The sequence below is a fragment of the Inquilinus sp. NPDC058860 genome (genome assembly GCF_042743185.1).
Classification (GTDB): Bacteria; Pseudomonadota; Alphaproteobacteria; order DSM-16000; family Inquilinaceae; genus Inquilinus.
In genome coordinates, this window is the sequence record NZ_JBHYMS010000007.1 from 82,507 (window position 1) to 104,197 (window position 21,691).

Here is a 21,691-nt window from a genome sequence, read left to right on the forward strand (position 1 = left end):
GCGGTCCTGGCGACTGCCACCGGCCGGGTCGATTGCCGGTTGCCAAACGCCCTCGCGCCACTAATCTGCAAACGATTGCAGCGGACATCAGAAGCCGTTCGTCGAGACCACAGGAGGAACCATGTCCGGGAGACACCTGACCGCTCTCGCCGCCCTCGCCCTCACCGCGGCGGCATCTCCGGCCGCCTTCGGCGCCGAGATCACCTTCGCCTGCGGCTCGACCGGCATCCAGTCCAGGCTGTGCGACGAGGCCGCCAAGGCCTGGTCGGCCAAGACCGGCAACACGGTCAAGGTCGTCGCCGCCCCGCAATCGACCTCGGAGCAGCTGGCCCTCTACCAGCAGTTCCTCACCGGCAAGTCGAGCGACATCGACGTGTTCCAGGTCGACGTGATCTGGCCCGGCATCCTGGGCAGCCACTTCGTCGACCTGAAGCAGTATGTGGACCAGGCCACGATCGACCAGCATTTCCCGAACATCGTCCAGGGGCTGACCCGTGACGGCCAGCTGCTGGCCCTGCCCTGGTATACGGATGCCGGGCTGCTGTACTATCGCCAGGATCTCCTGGACAAATACAAGCTCGAGGTGCCCGAGACCTGGAGTCAGCTGACCGAGACCGCCAAGACCATCCAGGACGGCGAACGGCAGGCCGGCAACGACCGCTTCTTCGGCTTCGTCTTCCAGGGCAGGGCCTATGAGGGGCTGACCTGCGATGCGCTGGAATGGATCGTCAGCTTCGGCGGCGGCACCGTCGTCGGCCCCGACGGCAAGATCACGGTCGACAACCCGCAGGCGGCCAAGGCGCTGGACACGGCCGCCTCCTGGGTCGGCACCATCGCCCCCGACGGCGTGCTGAACTATATCGAGGAGGACGCCCGCGGCGTGTTCCAGTCCGGCAACGCCGCCTTCATGCGCAACTGGCCCTACGCCGCAAGCCTGGCGGAATCGGCGGACAGCCCGGTCAAGGGCAAGGTCGGATACGCACCGCTGCCGAAGGGCGACGGCGAAGACGCCCGCCACGCCGCGACGCTCGGCGGCTGGCAGATCGCGGTCTCGAAATACTCCGAGAATCCCAAGGAGGCGGCGGCCTTCGCCCTCTACCTGACCTCCAGGGACGAGCAGAAGCGCCGGGCGATGGAAGGCGGCTACCAGCCGACCATTCCGGCGCTGTACGAGGACGCCGAGCTGCTGGAGAAGCGGCCCTTCTTCAAGACGACGCGCCAGATCCTGGAGAGCGCCGTGGCCCGGCCGTCGGCGGTGACGGGCGAGCGCTACAGCGAGGTCTCGTCGCTGTTCTGGAACGCGGTCCACAACACCCTGTCGAAGCAGGGCGACGGCGCCGCCAACCTGGCACAGTTGCAGAAGGACCTGAACCGGCTCAGCCGCGGCGGCCGCTGGTGAGCCTCACGGGATAACGGAAGGAAGACGGAATGTCGGTCAAGGTCATCCAGGTCGGCCTCGGCGGCTGGGGCATGAACTGGGCCCACACCATCCTGCCGCAGGTCAAGGCGGTCGATGTGGTCGGCTTCGTCGATGCCAGCCCGGAGGCGCTGAAGCGGGCCGAGGAGACGCTGGGCCTGGCCGAGGACAGGTGCTTCCCCAGCCTCGACGCCGCCATCGCCGCGGTCGAGGCCGAGGCGGTGCTGGCGGTGCTGCCGACCGCCGGGCACAAGAGCGTCAGCGAGGCGGCGCTCAAGGCCGGCAAGCACGTGCTGGTCGAGAAGCCCTTCACCTCGACGCTGGAGGAGGCGCAGGAACTGATCGACCTGGCCGAGCGGGTCGACCGGATCCTGATGGTCAGCCAGAACTATCGGTACATGTCGGCGGTGCGGACGGTGGCCGACCTGGTGCGCGACGGCACCTACGGCCGGCCGCTGTCGGCGCTGATCGACTTCCGGCAGAACTGGAAGGTGACCGGGCACCGCTACCACGACATCCCCGGCCCGCTGCTGCTGGACATGGCGATCCACCATTTCGACCTGATGCGCATGATCTTCGGCGAGAACGTGCAGCGGGTCGCCTGCCGCAGCTGGAACACGCCGGACAGCCCGTTCAAGGACCATGCGGCGGCGCATGCGCTGCTGGCGCTCGAGAGCGGGCTGATGGTGTCCTACAACGGATCCTGGGTGTCGCGCGGCACGCCGACCACCTGGACCGGGGAATGGGCAGTCGAATGCGAGGACGGGCAGCTGGTGTGGCAGGCCCGCGGCATGGGCGGCGAGATCGCCGACAAGCTGGCGCTGCGCAAGCCGGACGGGTCGGTCCGGGACCTGCCGATGAAGCCGCTGGCGCTGATCGACCGGGCCGGCACGCTGAACGCCTTCGCCGCCGCTGTCCGCGGCCAGCCGCCGCGCTACTTCACCTCGGGCGAGGACAACATCCACTCCCTCGCCACCAGCTTCGCCTGCATGCGGTCGGGCGCCCAGGACGGCACATGGGTGTCGCTGTCCGAAATTCTCCCCTGACCGTTTCAATCCGGAGACAAGCGACATGGCCCTTCCCCGCCTGCTGGTCTGGAACGAGTACCGGCACGAGCTGCAGAACCCCGAGGTCTCGGCCCTCTATCCCGACGGCATCCACGAGGCCATCGCCGATCCGCTGCGCCAGCGCGGCTTCCCGGTCGCGACCGCGACGCTGGACCAGCCCGAGCACGGGCTGACCGACGAGGTGCTGAACGGCGCCGACGTGCTGCTGTGGTGGGGCCACAAGGCCCATGAGGACGTGTCGGACGCCGTGGTCGAGCGCGTCCGCCGCCACGTCATGGGCGGACTCGGCCTGATCGTGCTGCATTCCGGCCACTACTCGAAGATCTTCCGCCGGCTGATGGGCACCAGCTGCAGCGTCAACTGGCGGGTACACGGCAAGGACGGCGAGACCGAGCGGATCTGGGTGACCGCCCCGGCCCATCCGATCGCCGCTGGGCTCGACCGCTACATCGAGATCCCGCAGGAGGAGATGTATGGCGAATTCTTCGACGTGCCGGAGCCGGACGAGCTGGTCTTCGTCAGCTGGTTCAAGGGCGGCGAGGTGTTCCGCAGCGGCCTGACCTATCGCCGCGGCTACGGCCGGATCTTCTACTTCCGCCCGGGGCACGAGACCTTCCCGAGCTACCACAACGCCGAGGTGCAGACGGTGATCGCCAATGCCGCGTCCTGGGCCGCCCAGCCCGGGGTGAGGCGCACGCCGCCGGACAACATGCGGCGGGACCCGATCGAGGCGATCGGCTAGCCGCCGCGCATAAAATGTATCCAATCTGACCCGGCGATTGCATTCAATCCGGGCAGACCGGACCGGGATCGCCGGTGCCGACAGCCCGCCGGCGATCCTGGCCCGCTGCTTGCGTGTGCGCTGCCCGACGACAATCGGGAGCCGGCAGCGACATGCGACACTTCATCCTCAAGGCGGCCGTGGCGGCCATGCTCGCCGTCACGGCCTGCGGCGGCGCCCAGGCGCAGGGCACCCTGCGCATCGGCATGACCGCGTCCGACATCCCGCTGACCACCGGCCAGACGGACAATGGCGGCGAGGGCATGCGCTTCATGGGCTATACGGTCTATGACGCGCTGATCAACTGGGACCTGTCGAGCGCGACCGGACCGTCCGAGCTGACCCCCGGGCTCGCCACCTCCTGGGGGCTGGACCCCGGCGATCCGACCAGGACCAAGTGGCTGTTCAAGCTGCGCCAGGGCGTCAAGTTCCACGATGGCTCCGACTTCACCGCCGACGCGGTGGTGTGGAACCTCGACAAGCTCCTGAAGACCGACAGCCCGCAATACGACCAGCGCCAGTCGGCTCAAGGCAAGTCGCGCATCCCGTCGGTCGCGTCGTACCGCGTGGTCGATCCTCTGACCGTCGAGATCGTCACCAAGGCGCCGGACGCCACCCTGCCCTACCAGCTGGCCTGGATCATGATGTCCTCGCCCGCCCAATGGGAGAAGGTCGGGCGCAGCTGGGAGGCCTTCGCCAGGACCCCGTCCGGCACCGGCCCGTGGAAGCTCGTGGCCTTCATGCCGCGTGAGCGGGCCGAGCTGGTGCCGAACCCGGACTATTGGGACGAGGCCCGGGTGCCGAAGCTCGACAAGCTGGTGCTGCTGCCCCTGCCCGAAGCCAACGCCCGGGTCGCCGCACTGCGCTCCGGCCAGGTCGACTGGATCGAGGCGCCGGCGCCGGACGCGGTCGACTCGCTGAAGGCCGCCGGCTTCCAGATCGTCACCAACGCCTATCCGCACAACTGGACCTGGCACCTGTCACGGGCCGAGGGCTCGCCCTGGAACGACATCCGCATCCGCAAGGCGGCCAATCTGGCGATCGACCGCGACGGCATGACGGAGATGCTGTCCGGTCTGATGATCCCGGCCCAGGGTTTCCTGCCGCCGGGCCATCCCTGGTTCGGTCATCCGAGCTTCGAGCTGAAATATGATCCCGAGGCGGCCAAGGCGCTGATGGCCGAGGCCGGCTACGGCCCAGACCATCCGCTCAAGACCAAGATCCTGATCTCCTCCTCCGGCTCCGGCCAGATGCAGCCGCTGCCGATGAACGAGTTCATCCAGCAGAACCTCGCCGAGATCGGCATCCAGGTCGAGTTCGAGGTGGTGGAGTGGAACCAGCTGATCAACATCTGGCGGGCCGGCGCGAAGGACCCCAGCGCCCGCGGCGCCACCGGCATGAACTACTCCTATTTCATCCAGGACCCCTTCACCGGCTTCATCCGGCACCTGCAGTGCAACCTGGCGGCGCCGGCCGGCACCAACTGGGGCGCCTATTGCGATCCGGAGATGGACGCGCTGTTCGACCAGGTGCGCCAGACCTTCGACCCGGCGGAACAGGCCAAGGTGCTGCAGAAGATCCACGAGAAATACGTGAACGACGCCCTGTTCCTGATGGTGGCGCATGACGTCAACGCCCGGGCCATGAGCGGCAAGGTGAAGGGCTTCGTCCAGGCCCAGAACTGGTTCCAGGACTTCTCCCCGATCACCGTGGAACCCTGACGCCGGCGGGAACCGAGCGATGCTCCTCTACGTCCTGCGACGTCTGCTCTACGTCCTGCCGGTGGCGCTCGGCGTCAGCCTGGTGTGCTTCCTGCTGGTCCATCTGGCGCCGGGCGACCCGCTGACCGCGGTGATGCCGATCGACGCCACGGCCGAGCAGCAGGCCGAGATGCGGGCGGCCTACGGCTTCGACCGGCCGCTGCCGGTGCAGTACGGGTTGTGGCTGTGGAAGGTGGCGCAGGGCGATCTCGGCCGGTCGATCGCCACCGGCCGGCCGGTGGCATCGGAGGTCGGGCGGGCGGTGGGGAACTCCCTGATCCTCGCCGCCGCCGCCACGCTGATCGGCTTCACCTTCGGCACCTTCTTCGGCTTCGTCGCCGGCTATTTCCGCGGCAGCCCGCTGGACAAGGCGGCCTCCGCCCTCTCCGTCCTCGGGGTCAGCGTGCCGCATTACTGGCTCGGCATCGTGCTGGTGATCGTGTTCTCGGCCACGCTCGGCTGGCTGCCGCCGACCGGGGCCGGGCCGGACGGCTCGGGCAACTGGCGGCCCGATCTCGACCATCTCCGCTACCTGGTCCTGCCCGCCGTCACCATGTCGGTGATCCCGATGGGCATTATCGCCCGGACGGTGCGGGCGATGGTCGGCGATATCCTGAACCAGGAGTTCGTCCAGGCCCTGCGCGCCAAGGGGCTGGGCGAGCGCAGCGTGCTGGCCCATGTGGTGCGCAACGCCGCGCCGACCGCCCTGGCGGTGATGGGGCTGCAGCTCGGCTATCTGCTCGGCGGCTCGATCCTGATCGAGACGGTGTTCGCCTGGCCGGGCACCGGCTTCCTGCTCAACGCCGCGATCTTCCAGCGCGACCTGCCGCTGCTGCAGGGCACCATCCTGGTGCTGGCCCTGATCTTCGTGTTCCTCAACCTCCTGGTCGATGTGCTGCAGACCGCGCTCGACCCGCGCATCCAGCGGGGCTGACCGATGACGGCGATCGCCGAAACCATGAGCCCCGCGCGGCGCGGCTACTGGGCGAATGTCGGGCGGCGGCTGCTGCGCGATCCGGTCGCCATGATCGCGCTGGCCGTGATCGTCGCGATCGTCCTGGCGGCGGTGCTGGCGCCCTGGATCGCCCCGGCCGACCCGGTCAAGGGCACCATGGCCCGGCGGCTGAAGCCGGTGGGCTTCCCCGGCTATCCGCTGGGGGCGGACGAGCTGGGCCGCGACATGCTGACCCGGCTGATCTATGGCGGCCGGCTGTCGCTGTTCCTGGGGGTGACGCCGGTGCTGTTCGCCTTCGTCCTGGGATCCGGCATCGGCATCGCCGCCGGCTATGTCGGCGGCCGGATCAACACGCTGGTGATGCGCGTCATCGACGTGTTCTTCGCCTTCCCCTCGGTGCTGCTGGCGATCGCGCTGTCGGGCGCGCTCGGCGCCGGCATCCTGAACGCGATCGTGTCGCTGACCGTCGTCTTCGTGCCGCAGATCGCGCGGGTGGCCGAAAGCGTCACCACCCAGATCCGCAGCCGCGACTATGTCGAGGCGGCGCGCCTGTCCGGCGCCGGCCCGGTCACCATCATCCGGGTCCATGTCCTCGGCAACGTGCTGGGGCCGATCTTCGTCTACGCCACCAGCCTGATCAGCGTGTCGATGATCCTGTCCTCGGGGCTGTCCTTCCTCGGCCTCGGGGTCAAGCCGCCGGAGCCGGAATGGGGCCTGATGCTGAACACCCTGCGCACCGCGATCTATTCCCAGCCGCTGGTCGCGGCTTTGCCCGGGGCCATGATCTTCCTCACCTCGATCTCCTTCAACCTGTTCTCCGACGGGCTGCGCACGGCCATGGAGGTGAAGTCGTGAGCACGGATCCGCGCGACCGTGGCGGGTCGGGGACGCCACTGCTCTCCGTCCGCGGCCTGGTGAAGCATTTCGGCCGCAAGCCGGGCTTCCTGAGCAAGGGCGGCCCCGTGGTGCGCGCGGTCGACGGGATCGATTTCGACATCGCCAAGGGCGAGACGCTGGGCGTCGTCGGGGAGTCGGGCTGCGGCAAGTCGACCACGGCGCGGCTGATCATGCGGATCATCCGGCCCGACGCCGGCGCCATCCTGTTCGACGGCGAGGAGGTCGGGTCGGCGGCGCTGGGCGTCGCCGCCTTCCGCCGGCAGGCGCAGATGGTGTTCCAGGACAGCTACGCCTCGCTCAACCCGCGGCTGACCGCGCTCGACACCATTGCCTTCGGCCCCCGCATCCAGGGCGTGGGCGCCCGGGCGGCGCGTGCCCAGGCCCTGGACCTGCTGCACCGGGTCGGCATCGACCCGGCCCGTTTCGCCGGGCGCTACCCGCACGAGCTGTCCGGCGGCCAGCGGCAGCGCGTCAACATCGCCCGGGCGCTGGCGCTGAACCCCCGCCTGCTGATCCTCGACGAGGCGGTGTCGGCGCTCGACAAATCGGTCGAGGCGCAGGTGCTGAACCTGCTGCTCGACCTGAAGGACGAGTTCGGCCTGACCTACATGTTCATCTCGCACGACCTGCACACGGTCCGCCTGATCTGCGACCGGGTGATGGTGATGTATCTCGGCAAGGTCGCCGAGGTCGGCGCGGCGGAGGCGATCTTCGACGCGCCGCGCCACCCCTATACCGCGGCGCTGCTGGCCTCGATGCCGTCGATGGATCCGGACCGGCGCACCGAGGAGGCGCCGCTGTCCGGCGACCCGCCGAACCCCATCGACCCGCCACCCGGCTGCCGCTTCCACCCCCGCTGCCGCGCCGCCGCCGCCCCCTGCTCCCGGATCGAGCCGGAACTGCACGCAGTCGGCAGCGCGCATCGGGCGGCCTGCCACCTCGCCGATCCAGCCTCCGGCCATCCGCAAAGCGCCGCCGCATGACCGCAACGCCCATCGTCGACGTCAAGGACCTGACCGTGGATTTCGCCGCCGGCGGCGGAAACGTGCGGGCGGTCGCCGGGGTCGATCTCAGCCTGGCCCCGGGCGAGACCGTCGCCCTGCTCGGCGAGTCCGGCTCGGGCAAGAGCGTGACCCTGCGGACGCTGCTGCGTCTGCATCCGAAGACCGCGCGCATCGGCGGCACGGTCGCCGTGGACGGGCGCGACGTCCTCGCCCTGTCGGCGGCCGAGCTGTCCGCCTATCGCGGCCGCGTCGCCTCGATGGTGTTCCAGGACCCCGGCCTGGCCTTCGACCCGGTGTACCGGATCGGCGACCAGATCGCCGAGGCGGTGGTCCGGCACGAGCACGTCTCCCGCGCCGAGGGACGCCGCCGGGCGCTGGAGCTGTTCGAGCGCGTGCGCATCCCCTCGCCGGAGCGCCGGCTGGACAACTATCCGCACGAGATGTCGGGCGGCATGCGCCAGCGCGCCATGATCGCCCTGGCCCTGGCCTGCCGGCCCAAGGTGCTGCTGGCGGACGAGCCGACCACCGCGCTCGACGCCACGGTGCAGATCCAGGTCCTGCTGCTGCTGCGCGAGCTGCAGCGCGACTTCGGCCTCGCCATCCTCTTCGTCACCCACGACATCGGCGTGGCGGTCGAGGTCGCCGACCGGATCGCGGTGATGTATGCCGGCCGCATCGTCGAGACCGGGCCCTGCGCCGCGGTGATCCGCGAGGCGGCGCACCCCTACACCCGGGGCCTGCTGGCCACCCGGACCAATCATGCTTTGGCAAAGGGCGGGCGGCTGGACGCGATCCCGGGCGCCCCGCCGGACCTCAGCGCCCCGCCGCCGGGCTGCGCCTTCGGGCCGCGCTGCCAGCGCTTCGCCGACACCTGCGCCGCCGCGGAGCCCGCGCCGGTCGACCTGGCACCGGGACATTGGGCCCGCTGCGTGCGGCTCACCGCCTGAGCGGCAGCCCTATCTCTCCAGTAGCCGGGCCAGGCGGCGGACGGCGGCGGGAACCGGGCCGATGACCGGGACCGCGAAGCGCCGCTCCAGGGCGCCGGCGGCGCGGCCGAGCGGGCCGCCGCCGATCACCACCGCCTCGGCCCCGTCCCGCTCGATCGCCAGGACGACCGCATCGGCCAGGGCCTGTTCCAGCCGTTGCGGATCGGCGACCAGCGCGGCCGGGTCGCCGGGCGTCAGGCGGATGCCGGTGTAGAGCGGGCCCAACCCCAGGGCCCGGGCCTTGGCATCGATCGCGGCGGCGAGGCCCGGGGTCGTGGTCGCCACGCCGAAGCGGCGCCCGCCGGCCGCGGCCTCGAGCATCCCCGCCTCGCAGAGGCCGACCACCGGAACCGTCACGCTGCCGCGCAGCGTGTCCAGCCCGGGATCGCCGAACGCCGCCACGATCATCCCGGCCGCTCCGGCGGCCCGGGTGCCGATCGCGACGACCTGGTCCGCCGAGGCGGCGAGCGCGGCCTCGTCGAGGATCATCGGCACGCCGGACGCGGCGGTCGTGCCTTCGACCGCCATGCGATCGCCGGCCTCGGCCTGGGCGAGCGCCACCATCATCGCGGTGGTGGCGTGGCTGGTGTTGGGGTTGATCAGCAGGATGCGCGGCGCCGGGCCCCGCATCCCGCGGTCGTCAGCTGTCGATGGCGTCAGAACGGGATCTCGTCGTCGAGATCGTCCGCCATCGGGCCGCGGCCGCCGCCCGACGACCCGCCACCGGAGGAGCCGCCCCCGGACGATCCGCCACCCGAGGACCGGCCGCCGCCGCCATAGCCGCCACCACCGTAGCCGCCGCCCGAACCGCCCTCGTCCTCGAAGCCGCCACCCCCGCCGCCACCGCCGCCGCCCTCGCGGCCGTCGAGCATGGTCAGCTCACCCCGGAACGGGCGCAGCACCACCTCGGTGATGGTGCGCTCAGCGCCGCTCTGGTCGTTGAATTTCCGGGTCTCGAGCTGGCCTTCGATATAGACCTTCGAGCCCTTCTTCAGGAACCGCTCGACCACCCCGACCAGCGCGTCGTTGAACACCGCGACGCGATGCCATTCGGTGCGCTCCTTGCGCTCGCCGGTGTTGCGGTCCTTCCAGTTCTCCGACGTCGCGACCGAGAAATTCGCCACGCGCCCGCCGTTCTGGAAGGACCGGATCTCCGGATCGCGGCCGAGATTGCCGATGAGAATGACCTTGTTGACGCTGCCAGCCATGATCCAGACCTCACGCTATACCAATCAGGGGCGGACCCTAGACGGATGGTCCGCCGATTCCAATCACGTTCGAGCCCCCGCCAGGCTCATTCCTTGCGGCGCGGCCGCGGCGCGCGTCCGGGCTTGCGCAGTGCCGCCAGCCAGGCGCCGACCGCCGCCGCCAGATCCCGGGTCGGCAGCACCAGCGCCGGCACCTTGGTGTCGTGGATGTTGCGCAGCACCGACTGGGCGCCGCGGATCTCCAGCGCATAGAGATTGCCGGTGATCGGCTCTCCGCCCTCCCCGGCCTCGCCCAGGCGCCCGGCCACCCGGGCCGTCCAGGCGGCATCGCCGCGCAGGTCGGTTTCGAGGAAGTCGGCCAGGATCGGCGCCGCGGTGCCGGGCACGACGCGGGGCCGGCCTGTAGCGTCGCGGGTGACCTCGATCGTGCTCTGCTTCCGTTTCATCCCGGCCTCTCAGTTCGGGAACGCGGTGTTGACCGCATCCTGGCCGCGGCGCCGGATCGTGCCGATCCTGATCTCGAACGGCCGGCCGCGATCGTCGCGGCAATAGCCGTCGCCCTGGCTCCCCCCGTCCGGTGCGGCCCCGTTCGGTGCAGAGGGCCCGAGCACGCCCCAGGCCGGATGCTCGCCGGTCTGGTTGCGCCAGGCGTAGAGAATCGAGCGCAGGACCGCCTCGGCCGAGCAGTCGTCGGGATAGAAGGTCGACCGCTTGCGCCGGCCGTTGCTGAAGATCACGGTCGCGTCATAGACCTCGTCGCCGCGATGGGCGGTTTCCTCCACCCGGTCGACCGTGCCGGTCGGCAGCCCGGCGGCGCGCGAATGGAACCCTTTCGGGTCTCCGCTGCGCCCGATCTCGCCGCAGAAGATGTGGCTGAGATTGACCTGGGGGTCGCTGCGGCTCCACAGCCGCTTGCCGGGGTCGCCGCAGTCCAGCGTCGCGGCCATCGAGTCGCCGGCCCACGACAGCAGCAGAAGCACAACCCAGCAGACCCGACGGATCATGGAATCTCGCACCGAAGGCCTCGGGATTCTGCCCCTGGAAGGCTGTGGACAGGCATCCTATCCCGCTTTCCGCTTGACCGCAACGTTCCCGATATGTTCGAGTTCCGCCGTCGGACTCGCTGCGGTCCGGAGCGCGGCCGCAGCCTCTGCAGCGATCCGACAGCCGGGCCGGAGTCGCTTTCGGGCTTCGCCCGCCCCATATTGCACGTCGGCGTGCCCGGACTCCGGGGACGCCCTTCCCGCATGAGTGATCTGGCGATGCACAAGTCCATCAGCGTCCGCGGCGCGCGCGAGCACAATCTGAAGAATGTCGATGTCGATCTGCCGCGCGACCAGCTGATCGTGATCACCGGCCTCAGCGGCTCCGGCAAGTCCTCCCTCGCCTTCGACACCATCTATGCCGAGGGCCAGCGCCGCTACGTCGAGAGCCTGTCGGCCTATGCCCGCCAGTTCCTCGAGCTGATGCAGAAGCCGGACGTCGATTCGATCGAAGGCCTGTCGCCGGCGATCTCGATCGAGCAGAAGACGACCAGCCGCAACCCGCGGTCGACCGTCGGCACGGTGACCGAGATCTACGACTACATGCGGCTGCTGTTCGCCCGCATCGGCGTGCCCTATTCCCCGGCCACCGGCCTGCCGATCGAGAGCCAGACGGTCAGCCAGATGGTCGACCGGGTGATGGCGATGGGCGACGGCACCCGCCTGTACCTGCTGGCCCCGATCGTGCGCGGCCGCAAGGGCGAGTACAGGAAGGAGCTGCAGGAGCTGCGGGCCCGCGGCTTCCAGCGGGTCAAGGTCGACGGCACCCTGTACGAGATCGAGGACGTGCCGGCGCTGAACAAGAAGCTGAAGCACGACATCGAGGTGGTGGTCGACCGGCTGGTGGTGCGTGACGACCTGGGCAACCGCCTGGCCGATTCGATCGAGACCGCGCTGGGCCTGGCCGAGGGCCTGGCCATCGCCGAGAACGCCGACAGCGGCGACCGCACGCTGTTCTCGTCGAAATTCGCCTGCCCGGTCTCCGGCTTCACCATCCCGGAGATCGAGCCGCGGCTGTTCTCCTTCAACAGCCCGCACGGCGCCTGCCCGGCCTGCGACGGCCTGGGCGCCAAGCTGGTGTTCGACCCGGAGCTGGTGGTGCCGGACGAGGGCCGGACCCTGGCCAAGGGCGCGGTGGCGCCGTGGGAGGGGTCGTCCTCGAAATACTACCATCAGACGCTGGAGGCGATCGCCGCCCATTACGGCGTCAGCACCACCACGCCCTGGCGCGACCTGCCGGAGGCGGTGCGCAACACCATCCTGTACGGCTCCGGCAAGGACTCGATCACCTTCCGCTACGACGACGGGCTGCGCACCTACAAGACCGAGAAGCCCTTCGAAGGGCTGATCCCGAACATGGAGCGGCGCTACCGCGAGACCGACAGCGCCTGGACGCGGGAGGAGCTGGCCAAGTACCAGGGCACCCGGCCCTGCGAGACCTGCGGCGGCGCCCGGCTGAAGCCCGAGGCGCTGGCGGTGAAGATCGACGGGCTGCATGTCAGCCAGGTGGCGGAGAAGTCGATCGCCGAGGCCGGGCAGTGGTTCGCGGCGCTGAACGCCAAGCTGTCGGTCAAGGACCAGGAGATCGCCTACCGCATCCTGAAGGAGATCAACGAGCGGCTGACGTTTCTCAGCGCCGTCGGCCTCACCTATCTCACCCTCGCGCGCGGCTCGGGCTCGCTGTCGGGCGGCGAGAGCCAGCGCATCCGCCTGGCGTCGCAGATCGGTTCCGGCCTGACCGGCGTGCTCTACGTGCTGGACGAGCCGTCGATCGGCCTGCACCAGCGCGACAACGAGCGGCTGCTGGGCACGCTGAAGCGGCTGCGCGACCTCGGCAACACCGTGCTGGTGGTCGAGCATGACGAGGACGCGATCCGTGCCGCCGACTACCTGGTCGACATGGGGCCCGGCGCCGGCGTGCATGGCGGCGTGGTGGTGGCGCATGGCACGCCCGAGGAGGTGTTGCGGGCGCCCGACAGCATCACCGCGCAGTACCTGACCGGCGTCAAGCGCATCGAGGTGCCGGTGACTCGCCGCCCCGGCCACAAGGGCCAGGTGCTGAAGGTGGTCGGCGCCCGCGGCAACAACCTCAAAAATGTCACCATGGAGGTGCCGCTGGGCACCTTCACCTGCGTCACCGGCGTGTCCGGCGGCGGCAAGTCGACCCTGGTGATCGAGACCCTGTACAAGGCGCTGGCCCGGCAGCTGATGGGGGCGCATGAGCACCCGGGGCCGCACGATGCGATCGAGGGCATCCAGTTCCTCGACAAGATCATCGACATCGACCAGTCGCCGATCGGCCGCACGCCGCGGTCGAACCCGGCCACCTACACCGGCGCCTTCACCCCGATCCGCGACTGGTTCGCCGGGCTGCCGGAGGCGAAGGCCCGCGGCTACGGGCCCGGCCGCTTCTCCTTCAACGTCAAGGGCGGCCGTTGCGAGGCCTGCCAGGGCGACGGCGTCATCAAGATCGAGATGCACTTCCTGCCCGACGTCTACGTCCAGTGCGACGTCTGCAAGGGCCATCGCTACAACCGCGAGACGCTGGAGGTGCTGTACCGCGACAAATCGATCGCCGAGGTGCTGGAGATGACGGTCGAGGAAGGGGCGGAGTTCTTCCGCGCCGTGCCCTCGATCCGCGACAAGATGGAGACGCTGCACCGGGTCGGCCTCGACTACGTCAAGATCGGCCAGGCCGCGACCACGCTCTCGGGCGGCGAGGCGCAGCGGGTGAAGCTGGCAAAGGAGCTGTCGCGCCGGGCCACCGGCAAGACCGTCTACATCCTGGACGAGCCGACCACGGGCCTGCATTTCGACGATGTGCGCAAGCTCCTGGAGGTGCTGCACGAGCTGGTCGACCAGGGCAACACGGTGATCGTGATCGAGCACAATCTCGAGGTGATCAAGACCGCCGACTGGATCGTCGACCTGGGCCCCGAGGGCGGCGACGGCGGCGGCGAGATCATCGCCGCCGGCACGCCGGAGGATGTGGTGCGCGCCAAGCGCAGCTATACCGGCCAGTACCTGGCGCCCTATCTGCAGCAGGCCCGGCAGAAGCAGCGGGCGTAGGAGATTGCAGGGGATCGGTTCATGAAGGTGATTTACAGAATCACGTATCCGAATTGGAAAATCTATGTCGGCAAGGATTTGACCAACTCCATAACCTATTTCGGCAGTCCGAATCCGGAATTGCTCGAACGCGACTTTCCTCCGGAGGCACGCAAGACCTTCACGATAACGCGACAGATACTATGGGAGTCCGACACAGCCTCTGATTCCGTAGTCAGTGCTGAAGAAGTTCGCTTTATCCGTGAGTTGCATGCAAACGATCCGAAGGTTGGCTACAACCGATGGCCACGGTTCAGAGACGAGACAGATCGTCGTGATACCCAGAACTTTCGCGAGCGAGCCGGACCACTTCGCGCGGCGACGGCAGGCCGTATCCAAGGTGAATCCGCGGATCTGATCCGGGCCGGTCGCGACAACCGATGAGTGTCGTGATCGGGCCCTGTGAATGCCGTGGTCCCACTCAAAGCAGCGATGCGCGAATGTCATAGGGGCCGCGCGAGGGCATGATCCAGGACAACGGCTTCCCAGATCCAGCTCAGCCGGTTACGATGATCCAGATCGATCCCTTATGCCATCGCGCCGCAGCCTGGATCCCCGATCCGGCGCTCCGGCGCAGGAACGGGAGGCCGACATGAAGCTCCTTTCCCTTGCCGCCGCAGCGCTGCTGATCGCGTCACCTGCCCTCGCCTGCCCCTACAGTGCGCAGGCCGACGCCAAAGGCGGACAGAGCCAGATCCAGGCCGGCCAGACGCAGATCCCGCAGACGCCGGCGCCCGACAAGAAGGGCTAGACAGGCCCCATCCGGGGGCAGCGTCAGGCCAGGAACGGCCCGGGCAGCGCCAGGGCCTCGGCCAGCCCGTCGCCGAAGGTCGCGATCGGCTGGGCCAGGCGACCGGCCGGCGGCCGGTGCAGCATCCAGGCCCGCACCCGCGGCTGGAAGTCCGCGGCCTCGACCACCTCGACCGCGTCCCGCCAGCGGCTGTCGGCGAAGGCGGAGGGGGTGAGGATGCCGATGCCGAGGCCGCGGGCGACCAGCGACATCCGCAGATCGGCGCTCAGCGCCTCGATCGCCACCTGGAACGGCAGCCGCTCGGCCTCGAAGCGCTGCCGCAGATAGACGCGGAAGCCGCAGCCGCTCTCGTTCATGATCCAGGGAAAGCGCGACAGCTCCGGCAGGGTGGCCGGCTTCGGCACGCCGAGCGAGGGCGCCGCGACCAGCAGCACGCGCTGGACGCCGAGATCCTCGCCGACCACATCCTCCGGCGGGCTGACGCCCTCCGGCAAACACACCGCGGCCGCGTCCAGCTCGCTGCGCGCCACCTGGTCGACCAGCCGCACCGACCAGCCCGAAGTGACGCGGAGCGTCAGCTGCGGGAACTCGGCGCGCAGCCGGTCGAGCGGCACCGACAGCGCCGCCTCCGACAGATACGGCATGACGCCCAGCCGGAACTCGCCGCGCACCGCGCCCCCGGGCGCCACGGCGGCGCGCAGATCCTCCAGCGAGCGCAGCACCCGGCGGCCCTGCTCATAGGCCTCGCGCCCAGCAGCGGTGGGCTTCAGCGGCTTTGACTGGCGGTCCAGCAAGGCCGCGCCAAGCCGCTCCTCCAGATTCTGCACCCGCCGCGTCACGCCCGGCTGGGTCAGGTTCAGCCGCGCCGAGGCGCCGACAATCGACCCGGTCTCCACCACCGCGACGAAGGCTTCCAGGTCCGGGATGTTCATGCTGAGTTCGCATAATCTTTATAGAGACAATTGAATTGTAGCATCTTGCGAAGAACGAATAAATCTGCTGGCCGATATACCCATCCAGCAATCGAGCGGATCATGTCGGTCACCAGCGAGTCTTTGGCCCCGCCGCAGCCCGAAGCCGTGCTCACCCGCCCGCTGATCCTGCTGTTCGGCACCTCGGTCGGCGTCATCGTCACCAACCTGTTCGCGCCCCAGACCCTGGTCGGACTGATCGGCCCGTCGCTCGGACTGTCCGCCGCCGCGGCCGGGCTGGTGGCGATGGCGACGCTGCTGGGATACGCCGCCGGCCTGTTCCTGCTGGTGCCGCTGGCCGACCTGGCCGAGAACCGCCGGCTGATCCTGCGCATGCTGGCCGCCGCCTCCGCCTGCGCCGGACTGGCCGCGCTGGCGCCGACCGCGGCCACGCTGCTGCCGGTTCTGATGCTGCTGGGGGCCGCCTGCTCCGCCATCCAGATCCTGGTGCCGATCGCCGCCGCCATGGCGCCGCCGGAACAGCGCGGCCGCGTCATTGGCGACGTGATGGGCGGTCTGATGGTCGGCATCCTGCTGTCCCGCCCCCTCGCCAGCGCCATTGCCGGCAGCGGCGGCTGGCGCGGCTTCTACCTGGCCAGCGCCGCCGCCATGGCGCTGCTGACCCTGGTGCTGGCCGCCCGCCTGCCGCGGCGGCAGCCGTCCGCACAGACACGCTATCCGGCCCTGATTGCCTCGCTATGGCAGTTGCTGCGCCAGGAGCCGGTGCTGCGCGCCCGGGCGCTGACGGCGAGCCTGGTGATGGCGGCCTTCAGCCTGTTCTGGACGGCGGTAGCTCTTCGCCTGGCGCAGCCGCCCTTCGGCCTGGGCCAGGACGGAATCGCCCTGTTCGCCCTGGTCGGCGCCGGCGGTGCTGCGGTGACGCCGCTGGCCGGCCGGGCCGGCGACCGCGGCTGGACCCGGCCGGCGACCCTGGCCTCGCATCTCGCCGTGATCGGTGCCTTCGCCCTGGCCGCCTGGGCCGGCGCGGCGCCGCGGGACGGGATGCTCCTGCCGCTGGTGACGATGGGGCTGGCCGCCGTGGTGCTGGATATCGGCGTCACCGGCGACCAGACGCTGGGCCGCCGCGCCGTCAACCTGCTGCGGCCGGAGGCGCGCGGCCGACTGAACGGGCTGTTCGTCGGCCTGTTCTTCCTGGGCGGCGCAGTCGGATCGGCCGCCGCCGGCGCCGCCTGGGCGGCCGGGGGCTGGCCGCTGATCTGCCTGATCGGCGCCGGCTTCGGGGCAGCAGCCCTGGTGGCGGGGCGGCTCCACCGGTCGCGCTGAACCCCTATGCCGCTGGCAGGGCAGCGAGGCGCGGCACCGGCGATCCGGCGATCACCAGGGCCTGGATGACGAAGCCGATGACAGCGACGGTCAAGCAGGCGGCGGCGCCGTGGCCGTCGCCGACCAGCCCGCCGATCGCGGCGCCCAGCGGGCGCGCGCCGAAGGTGGCCATGGTGATGATCGCCGAGACCCGGCCCAGCATCGCCGGCGGGGTCACCGCCTGGCGCAGGGTGGTCGAGGCGATCACCCACAGCACCGGCCCGGCGCCGAACAGGAAGAAGGCAACGCCGGCGATCGGGGCGAAGGGCAGCCAGACGGTCAGCAGCATCAGGAGAGCCCCGGCGAGGCCGGAGAACGGGCCGACCAGCAGCATCGGCCCGAACGGGATCCGACGGGCGATCCGCGGCGCCGCCAAGGCCGCGAGCACCATGCCGATGCCGTAGACCGCCAGCGTGGCGCCGACCGACGAGGCGCCGAGGCCGAGATGGTCGACCGCATAGGGCACGTAGATCGCCTGCAGCACGAACCAGCCGAGGTTGAAGAACACCGCGGTCAGCAGCACCGGCCGCAGCAGCGGATGGGTGAGGACGAAGGCTGCGCCCTCGCGAAGGTCCTGCAGGGCGTGACGGCGCGGCGCCGCCGGCCTCTGCGGCTCGCGGATGCCGGCCAGCAGGATGGCGGCCAGGACCGACAGGGCAGCGGCGGCGGCGAAGGCCAGGCCGGCGCCGGTCCAGGCCACCAGCGCCCCGGCGACGGCCGGGCCGGCGGCGAAGGCGGCGCTGCGCGCCAGCTCGATCCGTCCGTTCGCGGCCGGCAACGCCGCCCGCGGCACCAGGTCCGGTACCAGAGACGGCGCCGCCACGCTGTAGGCCACGGTGCCGGCGGCGCCGAGAAAGCCGAGCGCCGCCAGCAGGCCGAGGCTGAGGCCGCCGGTTGCCAGGAGCAGCAGCACGGCCAGCAGCGACAAGGCCCGCAGCGCCTCCGCCGCCGCCATCATCCGGCGGCGCGACGACCGGTCGGCCAGGAGGCCGGCCGGCAGGGACAGCAGCAGGAAGGGTAGAGTCTGCACGGTCTGCAAGAGGCCGGTGCCGCCGGCCCCGGCGCCGAGGGCGAGCACGGCGACGATCGGCGCGGCGGCCAGGCCGATCTGCTCCGCCGACTGCGCAGCCAGGTTGGACCAGGCCAGGCGGCGAAACGATGCGGGAAGCGGAGCGGTGGCGGACATCGGAGGCTCGCGGATGGTGACGGGAGCGCGAGCATCCTCGCGCCGGCTCCGCCCCGCGCTCCGCTTGTTGCCGCCGAATTCGATCGCAAGCACCGCAAGAACCGGGTCGCCGCCGGACCTCGAATTTGAGAGCAAGGGCCGGAGTGTCGGCGGGAGCGCGGCCCGCCATCTTCGGCGGGACGATCGGCATCCCCATATCAGCGGGACCTGTCGATCCCACCGTCGAACAGGAGCGTATCATGGGTTTCATTCCCCCCGCCCCCGTCCCCACCCCGGTCTTCGCCAATGACGAGGCCCGCTGGGCCGCGGTGCTGCGCCGCGACCGCGCCGCCGACGGCGCCTTCGTCTTCGCCGTCCGCACCACCGGGGTCTATTGCCGGCCGAGCTGCGCCTCGCGCCATCCGCGGCGCGAGAACGCCAGCTTCCATGCCGACGGCGCCGCGGCCGAGCGCGCCGGCTTCCGCCCGTGCCGGCGCTGCAAGCCGAACGAGATGTCGCTGGCCGAGCGCCAGACCGCCCTGGTGGTCGCGGCCTGCCGCAAGATCGAGACGGCTGAGGAGATGCCGAGCCTGGACGAGCTGGCCGAGGCGGCGGGGCTGAGCCGGTTCCACTTCCACCGCATGTTCAAGTCGGTCACCGGCGTCACCCCTAAGGCCTATGCCGATGCCCATCGCGCCGACCGCATGCGCGACGAGTTGGAGCAGACCGAGACCGTCACCGAGGCGATCTACGGCGCCGGCTTCAACTCCAACGGCCGCTTCTACGCCGCGGCGCCGCAGCGGCTGGGCATGACCCCGACCGCGTTCCGCGACGGCGGCACCGGGGCGGAGATCCGCTTCGCCATCGGGCAATCCCATCTCGGCGCCATCCTGGTCGCCGCCACCGGCAAGGGCATCGTCGCCATCCAGTTCGGCGACGACCCGCAGGTTCTGCTGGAGGCGCTGCAGGACCGCTTCCCCAAGGCCCGGCTGGTCGGCGCCGACGCCGAGTTCGAGCAGCTGGTGGCCCGCGTGGTCGGCTTCGTCGAGGCGCCGTCGGCCGCCAATGGGGAGGTGATGCTGGACCTGCCGCTGGACATCCGCGGCACTGCCTTCCAGCAGCAGGTGTGGCAGGCGCTGCGCAGCATCCCGGCCGGCAGCACCGCCAGCTATGCCGAGATCGCCCAGCGGATCGGTCGGCCCAAGGCGGTGCGCGCGGTGGCCCAGGCCTGCGCCGCCAACGACCTGGCTGTCGCCATCCCCTGCCACCGCGTGGTCCGCTCCGACGGCGAGCTGTCCGGCTACCGCTGGGGCGTGGCCCGCAAGCGCGCCCTGCTGGAGCGCGAAGCGGGCTGAAGCACCCCGCCCGCGGAACCGTGCCTGCCCCCATCCGGTTGCCCCGACAGGGACCAAGAAAGGAGGCAGGCATGTCCTTCATCCTCAACAGCCCGGCCTTCGGCGACGGCGACCCGATCCCGCTCAAATATTCCCGGGACGGCGACAACGTCTCGCCGCCGCTCGAATGGCAGTATCCGCCGCCGACCACGCAGAGCTACGTCCTGGTGGTGGACGATCCGGACGCGCCCTCCGGCACCTTCCGCCACTGGGCCGTCTACAACATCATGGGCAGCCGCGACCGGCTGCCGGAAGGCGCCACGGCCGGCGCCAAGACCGAAAGCCTCGGCCATGGCGTCAACGATTTCGGCAACGCCCATTGGGACGGGCCGCAGCCGCCGCAGGGCCATGGCCGGCACCACTACCACTTCCGGCTGGCCGCGCTGGACGTGCCGGAGCTGAAGCTGCCCGCCAAGGCGAAGGTCGAGGACGTCTGGCGCGCCGCCCGGCCGCACATCGTCGGCGAGGCCGAGCTGGTCGGCACCTTCGAGCGCTGATCCGCGCCCTGTGCTGTGGCGCAAAACGCCCGAAGCCCGCCATTAACGCCGAAGGCCGACGCCCCGTCAGCCATCGTTCAACGAAGCCTAATTCCTCGCCCTCGCGCGCTCGCTGACGACCCAAGCTTCCTCGATCGCGTCACCATATTGCAGCGCCCAAGCACACAGAGCCTCGAACGGTTCGCGCAGCGAGTGCCCGAGCGGGGTTATGGCATATTCGACACCGATCGGCGCTGTCGGCAGCACGGTCCGTGTCACCAGACCGTTGCGTTCCAAGCGTTTCAGGGCATCGGCGAGCGCCTTATGCGTGATCCCGTCCAGCCGCCGCTTGATCTCGTTGAAGCGCGACGGCTTGGGACAGATCACCGTCAGGATCATGATCGTCCACTTGTCGGCGATCTTAGCCGCACCCGGGCCCGACGGGTGCGGCGCGCGAGTGCCACGGTCCCTGCCAGACGTCGAGCACCGGACGTATGCGCGCCATATCGGAGAGCACCCGATCTGACAGGAGCGCGAGGTCGGTATCATCCACCATATCTAGGCTACTCAAGGTGCGTTCTTGATATCAGATATACACCGTATATATGGGACGCCATCACTTAGTTGAAGGACTTGCGATGGCTCGGATGATGGACAAGGTGGCGCTCGTGGTTGGCGGCGCAAAGGGGATCGGCTTTGCTATTGCCGGGCGGCTGTCGGAGGAGGGAGCCACCGTCTTTCTCACCGGTCGAGCCGCCGATGAAGTTGAGGCAGCAGCCTCGAAGATCGGTGGCGGTGCGCGCGGTCTTGTTGCGGATGCAAGCTCGCCGGAGGATCTGACGCGTGTCGTGGCATCCGTGAAGGAAGCTTGCGGCCGCATCGACGCGTTGGTGCTGAATGCCGGCATGGCCGAGCCGGCGCTCCTGACCGACAAGACGCCGGACCATTTCGACCGTCTTTTCGCGGTCAATGTCCGCGGTCCGGTTTTCGGGCTGAAAGCGGCGCTCGGCGCCTTGGCCGATGGCAGCTCGGTCGTACTCGTCGGGTCGATCGCAGGGGCGGCCGGCTTTCCCTCCTATGGCACCTACGGCGCGACCAAGGCCGCGCTGCGCTCCTATGCCCGAACCTGGACGGCCGAGCTCGCACCGCGTGGCATCCGCGTGAATGTCGTCGCTCCAGGGCCGACGGACACCGAGATGATGGCAAGAGTTCCTGATGAGATGCGTGCGGCGGTGATCGCATCGGTTCCGCTTGGCCGTATGGCGCAGCCTGCCGAGGTGGCAGCGGCGACGCTCTTCCTGTTGAGCGCCGAGGCGAGCTTCATCGCCGGCGTCGAGCTTTGCGTCGACGGCGGCATGCGGCAGGTCTGAGGCTTCGCTACATCG

22 protein-coding genes are annotated in these 21,691 nt (G+C 70.0%); 15 read left to right on the forward strand and 7 right to left on the reverse strand.

Annotation, left to right across the window (positions count from 1 at the left end; all coding sequences use genetic code 11):
* Positions 1 to 121 precede the first annotated feature (121 nt).
* The 8 genes from ACFW16_RS06970 (at position 122) to ACFW16_RS07005 (ending at position 8,828) form a co-directional block, all read left to right on the forward strand.
* Positions 122 to 1,399 (forward strand): ABC transporter substrate-binding protein, encoded by a 1,278-nt coding sequence (locus ACFW16_RS06970; RefSeq protein WP_380303210.1) that lies wholly within the window; start codon positions 122 to 124, stop codon positions 1,397 to 1,399.
* 29 nt (positions 1,400 to 1,428) lie between these two features.
* Complete coding sequence (locus ACFW16_RS06975; RefSeq protein ID WP_380303212.1) at positions 1,429 to 2,463, forward strand: Gfo/Idh/MocA family protein; 1,035 nt, start codon at positions 1,429 to 1,431, stop codon at positions 2,461 to 2,463.
* Between the two features lie 25 nt (positions 2,464 to 2,488).
* Complete coding sequence (locus ACFW16_RS06980; protein ID WP_380303214.1) at positions 2,489 to 3,226, forward strand: ThuA domain-containing protein; 738 nt, start codon at positions 2,489 to 2,491, stop codon at positions 3,224 to 3,226.
* A 152-nt stretch (positions 3,227 to 3,378) separates the two neighbouring features.
* Positions 3,379 to 4,986 carry an ABC transporter substrate-binding protein gene (locus ACFW16_RS06985; protein ID WP_380303216.1) on the forward strand — a complete coding sequence of 536 codons (1,608 nt, stop codon included), beginning with the start codon at positions 3,379 to 3,381 and terminating at the stop codon, positions 4,984 to 4,986.
* A gap of 19 nt (positions 4,987 to 5,005) precedes the next feature.
* Positions 5,006 to 5,959 carry an ABC transporter permease gene (locus tag ACFW16_RS06990; RefSeq protein WP_380303218.1) on the forward strand — a complete coding sequence of 318 codons (954 nt, stop codon included), beginning with the start codon at positions 5,006 to 5,008 and terminating at the stop codon, positions 5,957 to 5,959.
* A gap of 3 nt (positions 5,960 to 5,962) precedes the next feature.
* Entirely contained in the window at positions 5,963 to 6,835 is an 873-nt protein-coding gene (locus ACFW16_RS06995; protein ID WP_380303220.1) for an ABC transporter permease, read from the forward strand.
* Complete coding sequence (locus ACFW16_RS07000) at positions 6,832 to 7,860, forward strand: ABC transporter ATP-binding protein (protein WP_380303222.1); 1,029 nt, start codon at positions 6,832 to 6,834, stop codon at positions 7,858 to 7,860. The genes ACFW16_RS06995 and ACFW16_RS07000 overlap by 4 nt, the downstream gene beginning before the upstream one ends.
* A complete protein-coding gene (locus tag ACFW16_RS07005) occupies positions 7,857 to 8,828 on the forward strand; it encodes an ABC transporter ATP-binding protein (RefSeq protein ID WP_380303224.1) in 972 nt (323 codons plus the stop codon). Before ACFW16_RS07000 ends, ACFW16_RS07005 begins: the two co-directional genes overlap by 4 nt.
* 9 nt (positions 8,829 to 8,837) lie before the next feature.
* Here ACFW16_RS07005 and ACFW16_RS07010 read toward each other — a convergent pair whose 3' ends face one another.
* The 4 genes from ACFW16_RS07010 to ACFW16_RS07025 form a co-directional block, all read right to left on the reverse strand.
* On the reverse strand, positions 8,838 to 9,497 hold the full coding sequence (locus tag ACFW16_RS07010) for an aspartate/glutamate racemase family protein (RefSeq protein ID WP_380303226.1): 660 nt from the start codon (positions 9,495 to 9,497) through the stop codon (positions 8,838 to 8,840).
* Positions 9,498 to 9,523: 26 nt separating this feature from the next.
* Complete coding sequence (ssb, locus tag ACFW16_RS07015; protein ID WP_380303228.1) at positions 9,524 to 10,075, reverse strand: single-stranded DNA-binding protein; 552 nt, start codon at positions 10,073 to 10,075, stop codon at positions 9,524 to 9,526.
* Between the two features lie 86 nt (positions 10,076 to 10,161).
* Entirely contained in the window at positions 10,162 to 10,521 is a 360-nt protein-coding gene (locus ACFW16_RS07020; RefSeq protein WP_380303230.1) for a hypothetical protein, read from the reverse strand.
* A 9-nt stretch (positions 10,522 to 10,530) separates the two neighbouring features.
* Entirely contained in the window at positions 10,531 to 11,079 is a 549-nt protein-coding gene (locus ACFW16_RS07025; protein ID WP_380303232.1) for an EndoU domain-containing protein, read from the reverse strand.
* Between the two features lie 258 nt (positions 11,080 to 11,337).
* On the opposite strand from ACFW16_RS07025, the gene uvrA reads away from it, so the two are divergent.
* From uvrA to ACFW16_RS07040, 3 genes are all read left to right on the forward strand, one after another.
* The gene (uvrA, locus tag ACFW16_RS07030) at positions 11,338 to 14,187 is read left to right on the forward strand and encodes an excinuclease ABC subunit UvrA (RefSeq protein ID WP_380303352.1); all 2,850 of its coding nucleotides are present in this window, start codon (positions 11,338 to 11,340) and stop codon (positions 14,185 to 14,187) included.
* Positions 14,188 to 14,208: 21 nt separating this feature from the next.
* Positions 14,209 to 14,610 (forward strand): hypothetical protein, encoded by a 402-nt coding sequence (locus ACFW16_RS07035; protein ID WP_380303233.1) that lies wholly within the window; start codon positions 14,209 to 14,211, stop codon positions 14,608 to 14,610.
* A gap of 208 nt (positions 14,611 to 14,818) precedes the next feature.
* Positions 14,819 to 14,977 (forward strand): hypothetical protein, encoded by a 159-nt coding sequence (locus ACFW16_RS07040; RefSeq protein ID WP_380303235.1) that lies wholly within the window; start codon positions 14,819 to 14,821, stop codon positions 14,975 to 14,977.
* A gap of 23 nt (positions 14,978 to 15,000) precedes the next feature.
* Here the strand turns inward: ACFW16_RS07040 and ACFW16_RS07045 are convergent, their stop codons facing one another.
* The gene (locus tag ACFW16_RS07045; protein WP_380303236.1) at positions 15,001 to 15,909 is read right to left on the reverse strand and encodes a LysR family transcriptional regulator; all 909 of its coding nucleotides are present in this window, start codon (positions 15,907 to 15,909) and stop codon (positions 15,001 to 15,003) included.
* A gap of 102 nt (positions 15,910 to 16,011) precedes the next feature.
* On the opposite strand from ACFW16_RS07045, the gene ACFW16_RS07050 reads away from it, so the two are divergent.
* Positions 16,012 to 17,232: an MFS transporter gene (locus ACFW16_RS07050; protein ID WP_380303238.1), complete on the forward strand. Its 1,221-nt coding sequence runs from the start codon at positions 16,012 to 16,014 to the stop codon at positions 17,230 to 17,232.
* Positions 17,233 to 17,236: 4 nt separating this feature from the next.
* Here ACFW16_RS07050 and ACFW16_RS07055 read toward each other — a convergent pair whose 3' ends face one another.
* Positions 17,237 to 18,457 carry an MFS transporter gene (locus ACFW16_RS07055; protein WP_380303240.1) on the reverse strand — a complete coding sequence of 407 codons (1,221 nt, stop codon included), beginning with the start codon at positions 18,455 to 18,457 and terminating at the stop codon, positions 17,237 to 17,239.
* 239 nt (positions 18,458 to 18,696) lie between these two features.
* On the opposite strand from ACFW16_RS07055, the gene ada reads away from it, so the two are divergent.
* Both ada and ACFW16_RS07065 read left to right on the forward strand, forming a co-directional pair.
* Complete coding sequence (gene ada, locus ACFW16_RS07060; protein ID WP_380303242.1) at positions 18,697 to 19,791, forward strand: bifunctional DNA-binding transcriptional regulator/O6-methylguanine-DNA methyltransferase Ada; 1,095 nt, start codon at positions 18,697 to 18,699, stop codon at positions 19,789 to 19,791.
* Positions 19,792 to 19,862: 71 nt separating this feature from the next.
* The gene (locus ACFW16_RS07065) at positions 19,863 to 20,327 is read left to right on the forward strand and encodes a YbhB/YbcL family Raf kinase inhibitor-like protein (protein ID WP_380303243.1); all 465 of its coding nucleotides are present in this window, start codon (positions 19,863 to 19,865) and stop codon (positions 20,325 to 20,327) included.
* An 87-nt stretch (positions 20,328 to 20,414) separates the two neighbouring features.
* Here ACFW16_RS07065 and ACFW16_RS07070 read toward each other — a convergent pair whose 3' ends face one another.
* Positions 20,415 to 20,705 carry a winged helix-turn-helix transcriptional regulator gene (locus ACFW16_RS07070; protein ID WP_380303245.1) on the reverse strand — a complete coding sequence of 97 codons (291 nt, stop codon included), beginning with the start codon at positions 20,703 to 20,705 and terminating at the stop codon, positions 20,415 to 20,417.
* Positions 20,706 to 20,953: 248 nt separating this feature from the next.
* Between ACFW16_RS07070 and ACFW16_RS07075 the strand changes: the two genes are divergently transcribed.
* Positions 20,954 to 21,676 (forward strand): SDR family NAD(P)-dependent oxidoreductase, encoded by a 723-nt coding sequence (locus ACFW16_RS07075; RefSeq protein ID WP_380303247.1) that lies wholly within the window; start codon positions 20,954 to 20,956, stop codon positions 21,674 to 21,676.
* Positions 21,677 to 21,691 lie beyond the last annotated feature (15 nt).

Excerpts from the sequence above, each read along its gene's own strand:
- ACFW16_RS07025 (WP_380303232.1), bottom strand. The coding sequence starts at position 11,079 with ATGATCCGTCGGGTCTGCTGGGTTGTGCTTCTGCTGCTGTCGTGGGCC.
- ACFW16_RS06990 (WP_380303218.1), top strand. The coding sequence starts at position 5,006 with ATGCTCCTCTACGTCCTGCGACGTCTGCTCTACGTCCTGCCGGTGGCG.
- ACFW16_RS06970 (WP_380303210.1), top strand. The coding sequence starts at position 122 with ATGTCCGGGAGACACCTGACCGCTCTCGCCGCCCTCGCCCTCACCGCG.
- ACFW16_RS07065 (WP_380303243.1), top strand. The coding sequence starts at position 19,863 with ATGTCCTTCATCCTCAACAGCCCGGCCTTCGGCGACGGCGACCCGATC.
- ACFW16_RS06975 (WP_380303212.1), top strand. The coding sequence starts at position 1,429 with ATGTCGGTCAAGGTCATCCAGGTCGGCCTCGGCGGCTGGGGCATGAAC.
- ACFW16_RS07055 (WP_380303240.1), bottom strand. The coding sequence starts at position 18,457 with ATGTCCGCCACCGCTCCGCTTCCCGCATCGTTTCGCCGCCTGGCCTGG.
- ssb (WP_380303228.1), bottom strand. The coding sequence starts at position 10,075 with ATGGCTGGCAGCGTCAACAAGGTCATTCTCATCGGCAATCTCGGCCGC.
- ACFW16_RS07010 (WP_380303226.1), bottom strand. The coding sequence starts at position 9,497 with ATGCGGGGCCCGGCGCCGCGCATCCTGCTGATCAACCCCAACACCAGC.
- ACFW16_RS07075 (WP_380303247.1), top strand. The coding sequence starts at position 20,954 with ATGATGGACAAGGTGGCGCTCGTGGTTGGCGGCGCAAAGGGGATCGGC.
- ACFW16_RS07070 (WP_380303245.1), bottom strand. The coding sequence starts at position 20,705 with ATGATCCTGACGGTGATCTGTCCCAAGCCGTCGCGCTTCAACGAGATC.
- ACFW16_RS07020 (WP_380303230.1), bottom strand. The coding sequence starts at position 10,521 with ATGAAACGGAAGCAGAGCACGATCGAGGTCACCCGCGACGCTACAGGC.
- ACFW16_RS07035 (WP_380303233.1), top strand. The coding sequence starts at position 14,209 with ATGAAGGTGATTTACAGAATCACGTATCCGAATTGGAAAATCTATGTC.
- ACFW16_RS06995 (WP_380303220.1), top strand. The coding sequence starts at position 5,963 with ATGACGGCGATCGCCGAAACCATGAGCCCCGCGCGGCGCGGCTACTGG.
- uvrA (WP_380303352.1), top strand. The coding sequence starts at position 11,338 with ATGCACAAGTCCATCAGCGTCCGCGGCGCGCGCGAGCACAATCTGAAG.
- ACFW16_RS07005 (WP_380303224.1), top strand. The coding sequence starts at position 7,857 with ATGACCGCAACGCCCATCGTCGACGTCAAGGACCTGACCGTGGATTTC.
- ACFW16_RS07040 (WP_380303235.1), top strand. The coding sequence starts at position 14,819 with ATGAAGCTCCTTTCCCTTGCCGCCGCAGCGCTGCTGATCGCGTCACCT.
- ada (WP_380303242.1), top strand. The coding sequence starts at position 18,697 with ATGGGTTTCATTCCCCCCGCCCCCGTCCCCACCCCGGTCTTCGCCAAT.
- ACFW16_RS06985 (WP_380303216.1), top strand. The coding sequence starts at position 3,379 with ATGCGACACTTCATCCTCAAGGCGGCCGTGGCGGCCATGCTCGCCGTC.
- ACFW16_RS07050 (WP_380303238.1), top strand. The coding sequence starts at position 16,012 with ATGTCGGTCACCAGCGAGTCTTTGGCCCCGCCGCAGCCCGAAGCCGTG.
- ACFW16_RS07045 (WP_380303236.1), bottom strand. The coding sequence starts at position 15,909 with ATGAACATCCCGGACCTGGAAGCCTTCGTCGCGGTGGTGGAGACCGGG.
- ACFW16_RS06980 (WP_380303214.1), top strand. The coding sequence starts at position 2,489 with ATGGCCCTTCCCCGCCTGCTGGTCTGGAACGAGTACCGGCACGAGCTG.